The following is an 11,631-nucleotide window of genomic DNA, read 5'->3' on the forward strand; positions in this document are numbered from 1 at the left end:
GGTAGCTCAGTTGGATAGAGTAGCTGGCTACGAACCAGTTGGTCGGGAGTTCGAATCTTCTCCGTCGCACCATAAAAACCCTAGAAGTTGTAATGCTTCTAGGGTTTTTCTTATGCTCTTTTTTAGAAAACTTCATTTTAGATATTTTTAATAATTGTTTTTATATATGCTATAAATAAAATTAAATTAGCATATTTTATCTTACACTATGAAAGGCTAACTCTAAAATATTTAACTTTAAGAATGATTAAACAATCTTAATAAGGGTTTAAAATAGATAGGTTACTTCTGGCCTTTGAGAAGTAAAGTTAAATTTAATAATAAAGAATGCTTTGAGAGGAATTGAACTGAAATTGCCTAAATAAAGTTAATTTACTAATTACAGAAATAATATATTGACTATCATAGAAACTTAGTGTACTATGTATATAGTACACTAATACTTTAGGAGGTGTGATATGACTTTTAAATTTGATGAAAACCTTCCTATTTATATTCAGATAATGGATTATATAAAGAAAAAGGTTATTATAGGAGAAATTAAGGAGGGAGATAAATTGCCTTCAGTGAGAGAGTTATCAAGTGAATTAAAAGTGAATCCAAATACAATTTCAAGAGCTTATCAAGAATTAGAAAGAGAAGGGTTTACGTATACACAAAGAGGTATGGGAACCTTTATTACAGAGGATAAAGATATTTTATTTAACTTAAAGAAAACCATGGCAAAAGATATAGTTAGTAAATTCATTTATCAAATTAGAGAACTTCATTTTAGTAAGGAAGAAATTTTGATTTTATTAGAAGATGAAATGAAGGAGGGGGAAGAGTAAGAATGGATAACATAGTTCAAATAGAAAATGTATCAAAGAAATTTATTACTAAAAGAGCTTTAAATGGAGTAAGCTTAACTCTAGAAAAAGGAAAGGTTTTAGGTGTACTAGGACCTAATGGTAGCGGTAAGACTACACTTCTTAAGATTCTCGCAGGATTAACTAAGGCAACTAGTGGTAACGTGAAGATAGATAGTAAAGATCTAGGAATTCAATCTAAGAGTGTTGTATCCTACATGCCTGATAGAAACTATTTTTATAAATGGATGAGGGTTAAAGATGCAATAGAATTGTTTAAGGACTTTTATTTTGATTTTGATGAAAGTAAATGTTTAGCACTATTAAATAAAATGAGTATACCTATGGAAGAAAAGATTACAGCTCTTTCAAAGGGGATGCATGAAAAATTAAATATTGCGCTTGTGCTTTCACGAAAAGCTAAGTTGTTTATTTTAGATGAACCTCTAGGTGGGGTAGATCCTGTAGCTAGAGAGCAAATTTTAGATATGATATTAGACAATTTAGATGGAGATAGTTCTATGATAATAACTACTCATCTAGTACGTGATATGGAAAGATTATTTGATGAAGTAATATATCTTAGAGAGGGAGATGTGTTCTTAAAGGGAAATGCAGAAGAATTAAGAGCATCTCATGGAAAAACTATTGATGATTTATATAGAGAAATTTTTGGGGTATAGGAGGGATAATAAATGATTAAATTATTAAAGTATAATTTTAAGGAAAGTTTTAGACTATTAGGGCCACTTTTAATAACATTATTTGTTTTAAATATGTTTCCTGATATCCTTGTTGGTGAAGTAAATAACGGATGGATTCCAGCTATATATGGTATTGTAAATGTAGCTATACTAATTACAGTTTTTGTTCATCTTGGAAGTTCTTTCAGTAAGGAATTTAATGATGATAGAAGATTTCTTACCTTTACCTTGCCTATAGATGGAAAGAGGTTAATTTTATCAAAACTTATAAATACAAGCTTATGGTTAGGTATCTTGTGGGTAGTGTTTATTGTAGATGCTCTTGTAGTAGGGGTTAGGTCAGGAAACTTAACTTTTGGTGATTTTGATTTTGAGTTTCTTAACATGGATCTTAATAAAATTATAGTAGCTTCTATTATATTTATTTTAATAGCTCTCATAGTATATATTTATATAATGCTTAGTGGATATTTTACTGAAACTTTAACAAAACTTGTGTATAGAGGTAAAGGTGGATTTATCCCAAAACTTATTACAATTATATTATGGGTAATACAACTAAAAATTTGTTCCGACATAGCTGAATTCTTTGCTGATAAATTACCACTTTACTATAATTTTGTTACAGGTGACTTTGCAATAAGAAGAGAAGCTATAGAAATGAATTTTTATATGATGCAGGAAAGTGCAACAGTTGGTATTAATCTTACTGCAATAATAATGCTAGCATTAATTTCTGTAGTATATTTCTTTGGAATGGCCTATTTGATAGATAATAAAGTAGATTTATAGGAAAATAGCAGTAACTCAGTTAAGTAATGAAGAAGTATGTTTTTCAAAATTATATTAAACTCAATAATAAAAATGAGTACTATGGAAATTCCATAGTACTCATTTTTATTATAAACCCTTATGAAGCTGATATAAGAGTTTAATTACTTACAGATAAGTTAATAAATTAAAATGTAATTTTATAAATTAATATTTATTATACTAGTTATTTTCAAGTGGTGGTGCCATTTTATTTGTAAGTCTTGTTTCAATAAAGGTTGTAATCATAAAGGCTACAAGAGAAGCTGCAGACCCTGCTATTATTGCTAGTATTCCATAAGGCTCCTTCATTATTTGCCAGTATATTCCTACACTACTACCAACTAATATTGATACAATACCTGCATGTTTTGAGCATTTCTTTAAGGAGATTGCTAATATAAATGCACCGAAAGGTCCAGCAGCTCTTAACATAAAGGAGAATATATTTAATGTTATAATATTGATTTGTAATAGAGCTATACCCATTGCAAGTACACCAATTACAACATTACTTACTCTAGTTATTCTCATCATAGATTTATCACTGACTTGGGGATTTATATATTTTTGATATAAGTCTTTTGTGATTATCGTAGAAGCACATAACATATTAGAGTCAGCACTAGACATCGTAGAGGCAATTATAGCTGCACAAACTAATCCTGAAATCCATTGAGGAGCTAATCCAAATACAGCTGTTGAAAGTGCCTTACTTGGTTCTATTGAAGGAAAAGCAGCAAATGCAACGATACCTATTATTGCAGGAATAAATGCAAATAATCCCATGAAAAGAGCAGACATTAAAGTAGCTTTCTGTCCAGCCTTCTCATCTTTAGCTGCAAAAACTCTAGAAACCATTTCAGGTCCGGACATAAAGGTTATGAAGTATTGGCCTATTAAACTGACTATTGTAACAATCCCCATACCAGTTAGTGACATCTTCGCTGGTGGCACCTTATCAACAATTGTAGACCATCCACCTGCACCATTTATTATAAAAGGAAGAGCAATCAAAAGACCAAAGAAGATTATTGCCCATTGAAACAAATCTGTAAAGGCATCTGCCCAAAGTCCTCCCATAACAGTATACACTAGGGTGAATAGTCCACCTATTATAATAGCAGCTTTAAGATTAATTCCAACAAGTGCGGATATAATAATTCCTGAAGCAAGAACTTGAGATGCTGTTAGACAGAAAAGGGAAATAATATTTAATACAGCTGTAATTATATGACTTGATGTACCAAAACGTTTTCCAACTACTTCTGGAATAGTGTAAGCCATTATCTTTCTAAGTTTAGGTGCAAAGAAAGCCATTGGAATAATACCAATTGCTGCTGCTAGGACATACCAAACCGCAGACATACCCCAGGTTCCATAAGCTTTACTTGCAAGTCCAACAGTACTACCACCACCAATGTTATTTGCAGCTAAACTACAAGCTACCATTATAGCAGGTAGTGCCCTACCAGCTAACATATAGTCAGTACTATCTTTGATTAAAAATTTGTTTGTGTAGAATCCAATAAATAGCATAAGAGCCAAATAAACAATTACAATAATTAAAGGAACTATATTCATTTACTTTCCCCCTTTGAATTAGTATAGTAAAGTATATTCAAAAAAGGCGTTAGTATAACTAAATAAGTTCACAAATTATTAAAAATTGGTTGTAAAAAACCCCTCATCTATGGTAGATGAGGAGTTGATATTGTAAATATAATTAAATTAGTATTGTAATTAATATTAAAGCTGAAATGATCTGAAGGGCAGAAATAGATAATCCATATAATGAAGTTTTCACGCCTTGCTTTAAGAGTGCTGAAAAGTTAACTCTCATGCCTATACCTGCTAGTGCTATAATTTCAAAGTTGCTACTAATTAACTTAAAAATTTTTGATATAGATGCAGGGATAATATTCAAACTAAATAATGCACAGGTTATAAAAAAACCTATAACATACCAAGGTACAGTTATTTTCGCCTTTTTATGTTCAATGGTATTTTCACTTATTTTTTTATTAGAATGATTTTTCATAGCTGAAAAGCTTAACACTACAAAAACTAAAAATATAACTCTAACAATTTTGAAAATGGTAGCTAGGTCCTTAATTTCTTCATTAACAAGAGCTCCACTAGCAACTACTTGTCCAACAGATTGCAACACTCCTCCAATTAAAGCTGAGGTTTTTAGAGTTTCAAAGGAGAATAATAAGTAACTAATAAGAGGTAAAAGTAGCATTAAAATGGTGCCAACTAAATTTACTATAGTAATAGCTATCCCTTTATCCTTATCATCAGCGCCAATTGCTGGAGCTGTAGCAGCAATTGCAGAAGAACCACATACTGCATTTCCACTAGCCATTAAAAGACTAAAGTTCTCTGAGAAACCAAATTTTTTGCCAAGATATATTGATACAGCAATTGTTATAATCATTTGAATAACAATATAACCTAGTCCAGAGAGGCCTAATTTTAAAATTGTTCCTATGCTCAAAGTACCTCCGAGAAGTACAATAGAATAAGATAGTAAATTACTCTCACAAAACTTCGTACCTTTTCCATATACTTTATTTTTTCCAAGGGTATTACCAGTAAATATACCAAAGAGTATAGATAAGGTTGCCCCTCCTATCATAGGCACATAACTTCCTATGAGTTTGCTTATATAGGCAATTATAATACACATAATTAGACCAGGTAAAATTTCATTAAGGTCATTTTTGAGTTTTAATAAAGACATATAATGATTCCTCCTATAATTTAAAGCATAATAATATGCAGCATCGCTACTAAATTTTTCAATAATTTTGTCTAATAGAATTATAACAATTAAAATAATATATTAAAAATACATTATTTTAATTGTTATGATTAGAATAATTAATGGTTATAGATTTCTTAATTAAAAGTTTAATATATAATGGTTTTTAGAATGAAGATTATGCTTTGAACTTGTATTTTGAAAGAAAGGAAGTGACTGATACATGATTGAGGAACTTAAAACTTTTATGGCAGTGGTGGAATATAAGAATTTCACAAAGGCAGCGGTAGCTATCAATTTATCTCAACCTAGTGTAAGCTTACATATTAAGCAATTAGAAAGTTATTTTGGAGTTACATTAGTAGAAAGATCTATTAAGCAAAAAAAGATTTCAATAACTAATGCAGGATACTTATTATATAAAAGAGCAGGGGAAATAATTAATATTTTAGAACAAACCAAAAATGAACTAACAAATTATGAAGAAACTCTTAGTGGTAATCTCCGTATAGGTGCAAGCTTTACCATAGGAGAATATATACTTCCATCTTTTTTAGGTAGATTCTCTAAGGAGTTTCCAGATTTAAATCTAGAGGTTAAGATTGGAAACACAGCTTCAGTATGTGACATGATTAAAAACAAGGAGCTAGATATTGGATTAATTGAAGGAGTAGTACCCTCATCACATTTTAAATATGAGTATTTTCTAAGGGATGAAATGGTGATCGCTCTTTACAATAATCATCCTTTAGTTGGAAAACCATTATCCATAGAAAAACTTCAAAATCAAACATGGATCAGTAGGGAGGATGGCTCGGGAACACAAGAATACTTAATGATGTTTTTAGCAGCTAATAATATTGTTCCTAAAAATATTGTAGTGTTTGGAAGTAACTATGCAGTAAAAGAAGCGGTAATAAATGAGCTAGGCATAACAATCATTTCTTCCCATGTAACTAATAAAGATGTAAAAAATGGTGAAATTTCAACTATTCCTTTGGGCGAAAAATATATAAGGTACTTTTCATATATCTTGCCAATGGAAAGCACTCCTTCAAAAGCAATTAGGATTTTTACAGATAAGATTAAAAATATTGGGTAAATTATGTTATTCTCATAATATTTAATAATATTGCAAAAATATAAATAATATTTAATTTATTCACATATTTGTGTTAATTTGATATAAATTTACACGATATATGATATTATAAGATTAACTATTGAAAATAAGGAAGATTTTTGCTTTTTATTCTAAGGGGGAATTGTTATGGGGATGAAATTAAAAAAGAAAACTAAAGTAAAAGTTTCAAAAGTAAAAAATGTTTTTTCAAAAATTGCAAGGGGATATCTGTGGATAAAGAATAAAATAATAGGAAATAAAATAATAGGAAATAAAATTGAAAGTAATAAGATAAAAGTTAAAATAAAAGTTGAAGGTATGTCAATTAAGTACAAGCTACTTTTTAATATATTAACTTTACTTATAGTCTCAATGCTAACTACGGGCATAGCTATGTACGTATATTCCTCAGTTATAATATTTAATCAAAGTAAGGAAGAGATGAAATCTGTTGTCACAAGATCTATAGAGACTATTTCAGTTATGATAGAGAAGGAAACGAGTGAAGCTTATGCACTTGCAAATACAAAGGAATCTATCGAGATATTAAAGAATAATGAAAGCAAGAATAATGAGTTAATAAATGCGAATAAAGAACTTATAAATAAAAACAATAAGTTTTTTAATGAGTTTGTGTCTAGTAATTCTCATGTGGACAGAGTTTCCTTAATTGATATAAGTGGAAATATTATTTCTGACAGTGAAGAATCTTTAGTTGGAAGTAATGGCAGTGAGGCACAATATCATGGTACAAGCTCAAGTGGAGGAAATAGTATAAGTGATACATTAGTTTCTTTGGATGGTAAAAAGAGTGTAGTAGTATTCACCTATCCTGTTTTAGATAAAGATGCTCACGGAAAATCTGTTGGCTATATAGCTTTACATGTATACTCTGAAAGCTTTTCAAAATACTTAAGCAAAATAAAGGTAGGTAATACGGAATCTAGTTACGCTTACTTAGTTGATGAATCAGGAAAGGTTATCTATCATCCAACTTCAGAAAAAATTGGTACAAAGATAGATTCTAAGGAAATAGAGGAAATAGTATCAAGAGTAATGAAGGGAAGTAAAGTAGATACTTCCACCACAGAGTACAATTATGAAAATGAAGCAATCATATCAGCTTATGGTGTAACTCCTAAGACAAATTGGTTACTTGTAATTAATGCTGATAGAAATGAGATAAGAAAACCAGTAGAAGCTATGGCTAATAAGATCCTTATCATTGGATTTTTAGTGGTATTAGGAGCAATGATAATTACACTAGTAATAGCAAATATAATTGTGAATCCAATTATCGCAGTAACGCATCTTGTAAATAAGACTTCAGAATTAGATTTGGGAAATGATGAAGCTAAAAGCGTTGTTTCATCAAAAGATGAAATAGGATTAATAGCTAAGTCTATCGTAAATATGAGAGAAGTGTTAAGAGATGTAGTAAAGGAATTAATAGATGCTAGTGAAAAACTAACACAAAATGCAAATTTAGTGGAAAACTCTGCTGAAAATTTAAAATTACAAGCAGATGAAACCCTTTTAGAAACTGAGAATGTGTCATCAGGGATACAACAAACGGCTGCTACGTCGGAAGAAATTGTGGCAACTTCTGATGGTATGTTAAGTAGAGTTAATAAAATCTCTGAAGAGGCATCTTCTGGATATAAAATAGCAGAAGACATTTTAAATAGAGCTCAAGGTATAAAGGTGGATTCTTTAGAATCTAGGCAAAGAACAGAACAAGTATATAGTGAAGTTAAGAAGGAATTACAAGTTGCAATTGGTGGATCAAAAGAAGTTAATCAAATTCATAGACTTGCTAATTCTATACTTCAAATTACAGAGCAGACAAATCTTCTGGCGCTAAATGCAGCAATAGAGGCAGCAAGGGCAGGAGACGCAGGAAGAGGCTTTGCAGTAGTTGCTGATGAAGTGAGAAAGCTTGCAGAACAATCAGGTAAGACAGTAGCAGATATTCAGCAAGTAGTGAAAGTTGTTCAAACCTCTGTAGAAAACTTAGCATATAGCGCTGAAAAGATGATGAGTTTTATGGAAAGCACAGTAGATAGTGATTATGAAAAAACTATTAAAGTTGGCGATCAATACACAGAAGATGCAGATGAGTTTAATAAATTTATGGTTGATTTTAATGAAGAGGCTAAGATTTTAGATTCCAGCATTGGGGATATTGTAAGAGCTTTAGATGAGGTTTCAATAACTGTAAATGAAGGAGCTATGGGAGTATCATCTATTTCAGCTAAAACCACTGAAATAGTTAAAAAGATTGATGAAATTAAAAATACTGCAGTTGAAAATAAAATTAGCGCTGATAAAATCAATAAAATCACAGCTAAGTTTAAGCTTTAAAGATCTAAGAAAATTAATAGGAGTGAGGTTAAAACCTCACTCCTATTTTATCGCCAAATTTTACTAGAGTTTCTATACCATTATTACTATTTGAAATTAAATCATCATCTAACTTTACTGTATCTTTTTCAAATAATAATATTACTGTAGAGCCCCCAAATTTAAAGTATCCTTTTTCTTCACCTTTATATATGGGTTTACTTTCATCATATGTTTGAATGATGGAACCTACAAAGGTTGCACCTACTTCTATATATACAATATCATTGAAATTTTCACTGTGGAATGTGCTATATTCTCTTTTGTTTTCACAAAATACTTTACTTACATTTTCAAGTGCTATAGGGTTAACTGAATAGTAGTGACCTGGAATATATTTGCTTGGAGAACATAATCCATTATCTATAAAGTGGAATCTATGATAATCTGTAGGACATAATCTAAATATTAAACAGGAACCACTTTTATATTTACTAGCAAGGCTTTCATTTTTTAAAAGATCTTTTACATTATAGGTAAATCCTTTTACTTTAAACGAAGTATTTTCATCTATGGAATCTATTACGAGTAGTTTGCTATCACAAGGAGAAATCAATATATTTTTATCTAAGGATATTTGCCTAGAATTAGATTTTAGCTTTCTATAAAAAAAGTCATTAAAGCTATTGTAATCTTTAATATTTTTTTCATATTCACTCATATCCATATCAAAATCTTCAACAAATTTTTGTATTCCTCTTTTGCTTATTGATAGATCGCAGTACTTACCATAAAGGGAAGTTAATACTTTCTTTTTAAATAAAATCTCTAAAAGATTTCTTCCTAAAGTAGTTGTATATATATAATCAATAAATTTTCCTGCTGCTACATTTTCTACTTCATAGCATTGTTCTCTTCTATTATAGAACTTTATCATTTTATCAACTCCAACAATAAAATAGTATTCTTATTTTACTTCTTTAAAAACATAATAGCAATGGGGTGTAGCTATAAAGGTTTATCTTATGATTAAACTGTTTAATAAAAAAGAATTCTTATATCCTAGCATAACAAAAGCTAGCAAGAATCACCTTACTAGCTTTTGCTTGAATTAATTATATAACTTCACTGTTTGTCATTTTTCTCATATCTTCATTAGAAGGCTTTTCGCTTCTTTTCTTAAAGAAATCTTCAGCAATTTGAGGGAAAGCTAGATATGAAAGCACATCTTCATCTCTTGTAGTTATATCTTTTAGCATTTCCTTTGTCTTTTGGAAGGCTGGCTCTAAGGTATCAGCAAATCTGCCTGTAATTGGAGCTTCATTACCAAGAGCTTTTTTTAGAACTTCTTCATTAATCTTTCCAGGAGCTTTGCCATATTCACCTCTACAGTATGCCTTAACTTCTTTAAGAACCATTTTATATCTTTCACCAGTTAGTATATTAACTGTAGCTTGAGTTCCAACCATTTGACTCATTGGAGTTACAAGAGGTGGGAAGCCTAAATCTTCTCTTACCTTTGGAACTTCCTCAAGTACTGCATCAAGTTTATCAATGGAATTTTGAGCTTTAAGTTGAGAAATCATGTTAGATAACATCCCTCCAGGGATTTGATTAGTTAATCCTTCTGGTTGAGGTGTTAGTACCTTAGGGTCTAGAAGGCCAGATTCTAAAACATCATTTCTTATTGGTTTAAAGTAGTTATTAATGTATGTTAATTTATTAATATTTAAGTTTGTATCATATCCAGCAGAAGTTAATGATTGATGCAGGGTTTCTGTTGGTGGCTGAGATGTACCACTAGAAAATGAAGAGATAGCACAGTCTATTCCATCTACACCAGCTTCAGCTGCCTTGAAATAAGCCATTTCTGCAAGTCCATTAGTACTATGAGAATGTAAAAACACAGGTAATTTTACAGTTTCCTTTATGCTCTTAACTAAATCGTATGCAATGTTTGGCATAATAAGTCCAGCCATATCTTTTATACATATAGAATTAGCACCCATATTTTCAAGTTGCTTAGCTAGTTTAGCATAATTATTTACATCATGGATAGGACTTACTGTATAAACTATGGTACCTTGAGCATGAGCTCCTTGCTTTATGGTCTCATCCATAGCAACTTCAATATTTGAAAAGTCATTTAAAGCATCGAATATTCTTATTATATCCATTCCATAGTATACAGTCATTTTTATAAATTCTCTTACTACATCATCGGGATAATGTTTATAGCCAAGTATATTTTGTCCTCTAAGTAACATTTGAAGTGGAGTTTTCTTAACTATACTTTTAATATTTTTTAATCTATCCCAAGGGTCTTCATTTAAATATCTTAAACAAGAGTCAAATGTTGCTCCACCCCAACACTCTAATGAATAATATCCTGCATTATCTAACTCCTTAAGTATTGGAGCAAATTCTTCATAAGGGAGTCTAGTAGCAATAAGAGATTGATTAGCATCTCTTAGAACAGTCTCAGTTATATGTATTTTTTTCATTAAAATCACCTCTAAATAAAATATATAAGATGGTATTTCCTAGTAACATATAGATATTTTATCACATATTTTTTCTAAAATCTGCAATAAATCATTTATTTTTCTGAAAAATCGTTTATTCATATATTAGCTTATCCTAAAAGTAACTTATAATTCATTTACTACTCTAATAAAGAAGAAAGTTATTGCTATTTTGCAGATTGTTAATTAGTTTATTTAATTTTAAAAGTAATATAGATAAAAGATTTTATAGAGAAAGTTACTATTAAAACAGCCACTTCAGAAAATACTATGGAAGATTATCAAAACAAGTGAATTAATATCATGGAATGTATAAATAATATATTTTATATGAAAGATGATAAAATTTATTAGACATATACTGGGAAACTTTTGCAAATAGATATGTTGACAGTTTAAGTTAATTATTATTATAATATAATTATGGAATTTGCGCCCGTAGCTCAGTAGGATAGAGCATCCCCCTCCTAAGGGGAAGGCCGGAGGTTCGACTCCTCTCGTGCGCACCAAA

9 protein-coding genes and 1 tRNA gene are annotated in these 11,631 nt (G+C 30.2%); 6 read left to right on the top strand and 4 right to left on the bottom strand.

Translation table 11 applies throughout. The features are described from left to right. The first annotated feature begins 458 nt into the window (after positions 1 to 458). The 3 genes from RR409_RS19620 to RR409_RS19630 are packed head-to-tail and all read left to right on the top strand — an operon-like array spanning position 459 to position 2,344. Positions 459 to 830 (top strand): GntR family transcriptional regulator, encoded by a 372-nt coding sequence (locus tag RR409_RS19620; protein WP_332559474.1) that lies wholly within the window; start codon positions 459 to 461, stop codon positions 828 to 830. A gap of 2 nt (positions 831 to 832) precedes the next feature. Continuing rightward, positions 833 to 1,531: an ABC transporter ATP-binding protein gene (locus tag RR409_RS19625; protein ID WP_332559475.1), complete on the top strand. Its 699-nt coding sequence runs from the start codon at positions 833 to 835 to the stop codon at positions 1,529 to 1,531. 12 nt (positions 1,532 to 1,543) lie between these two features. Further along, positions 1,544 to 2,344 carry a hypothetical protein gene (locus tag RR409_RS19630; protein WP_332559476.1) on the top strand — a complete coding sequence of 267 codons (801 nt, stop codon included), beginning with the start codon at positions 1,544 to 1,546 and terminating at the stop codon, positions 2,342 to 2,344. 201 nt (positions 2,345 to 2,545) lie between these two features. Here RR409_RS19630 and RR409_RS19635 read toward each other — a convergent pair whose 3' ends face one another. Further along, positions 2,546 to 3,946, bottom strand: coding sequence for a sodium:solute symporter family protein (locus RR409_RS19635; protein WP_332559477.1), 1,401 nt, complete (start codon positions 3,944 to 3,946; stop codon positions 2,546 to 2,548). Positions 3,947 to 4,088: 142 nt separating this feature from the next. Next, positions 4,089 to 5,108: a putative sulfate exporter family transporter gene (locus RR409_RS19640; protein ID WP_332559478.1), complete on the bottom strand. Its 1,020-nt coding sequence runs from the start codon at positions 5,106 to 5,108 to the stop codon at positions 4,089 to 4,091. A 244-nt stretch (positions 5,109 to 5,352) separates the two neighbouring features. Between RR409_RS19640 and RR409_RS19645 the strand changes: the two genes are divergently transcribed. Both RR409_RS19645 and RR409_RS19650 read left to right on the top strand, forming a co-directional pair. Next, positions 5,353 to 6,231, top strand: a complete 879-nt coding sequence (locus RR409_RS19645) for a LysR family transcriptional regulator (protein ID WP_332559479.1) — start codon at positions 5,353 to 5,355, stop codon at positions 6,229 to 6,231. Positions 6,232 to 6,399: 168 nt separating this feature from the next. Next, a complete protein-coding gene (locus RR409_RS19650) occupies positions 6,400 to 8,616 on the top strand; it encodes a methyl-accepting chemotaxis protein (RefSeq protein ID WP_332559480.1) in 2,217 nt (738 codons plus the stop codon). 28 nt (positions 8,617 to 8,644) lie between these two features. Here RR409_RS19650 and RR409_RS19655 read toward each other — a convergent pair whose 3' ends face one another. After that, positions 8,645 to 9,532: a phosphatidylserine decarboxylase gene (locus RR409_RS19655; RefSeq protein ID WP_332559481.1), complete on the bottom strand. Its 888-nt coding sequence runs from the start codon at positions 9,530 to 9,532 to the stop codon at positions 8,645 to 8,647. Between the two features lie 178 nt (positions 9,533 to 9,710). Continuing rightward, the gene (locus RR409_RS19660) at positions 9,711 to 11,099 is read right to left on the bottom strand and encodes a pyruvate carboxylase subunit B (RefSeq protein ID WP_332559482.1); all 1,389 of its coding nucleotides are present in this window, start codon (positions 11,097 to 11,099) and stop codon (positions 9,711 to 9,713) included. Between the two features lie 453 nt (positions 11,100 to 11,552). Here RR409_RS19660 and RR409_RS19665 point away from each other — a divergent pair. After that, positions 11,553 to 11,629, top strand: a tRNA-Arg gene (locus RR409_RS19665). The last annotated feature ends 2 nt before the right edge of the window (positions 11,630 to 11,631 follow it).

It is taken from the genome of Clostridium sp. (genome assembly GCF_036642255.1).
GTDB lineage: Bacteria > Bacillota > Clostridia > Clostridiales > Clostridiaceae > Clostridium_J.

Bases quoted from the DNA above. Each gene is read 5' to 3' on its own strand.
- RR409_RS19640 (WP_332559478.1), bottom strand. From the start codon at position 5,108: ATGTCTTTATTAAAACTCAAAAATGACCTTAATGAAATTTTACCTGGT.
- RR409_RS19645 (WP_332559479.1), top strand. From the start codon at position 5,353: ATGATTGAGGAACTTAAAACTTTTATGGCAGTGGTGGAATATAAGAAT.
- RR409_RS19660 (WP_332559482.1), bottom strand. From the start codon at position 11,099: ATGAAAAAAATACATATAACTGAGACTGTTCTAAGAGATGCTAATCAA.
- RR409_RS19625 (WP_332559475.1), top strand. From the start codon at position 833: ATGGATAACATAGTTCAAATAGAAAATGTATCAAAGAAATTTATTACT.
- RR409_RS19655 (WP_332559481.1), bottom strand. From the start codon at position 9,532: ATGATAAAGTTCTATAATAGAAGAGAACAATGCTATGAAGTAGAAAAT.
- RR409_RS19620 (WP_332559474.1), top strand. From the start codon at position 459: ATGACTTTTAAATTTGATGAAAACCTTCCTATTTATATTCAGATAATG.
- RR409_RS19635 (WP_332559477.1), bottom strand. From the start codon at position 3,946: ATGAATATAGTTCCTTTAATTATTGTAATTGTTTATTTGGCTCTTATG.
- RR409_RS19630 (WP_332559476.1), top strand. From the start codon at position 1,544: ATGATTAAATTATTAAAGTATAATTTTAAGGAAAGTTTTAGACTATTA.
- RR409_RS19650 (WP_332559480.1), top strand. From the start codon at position 6,400: ATGGGGATGAAATTAAAAAAGAAAACTAAAGTAAAAGTTTCAAAAGTA.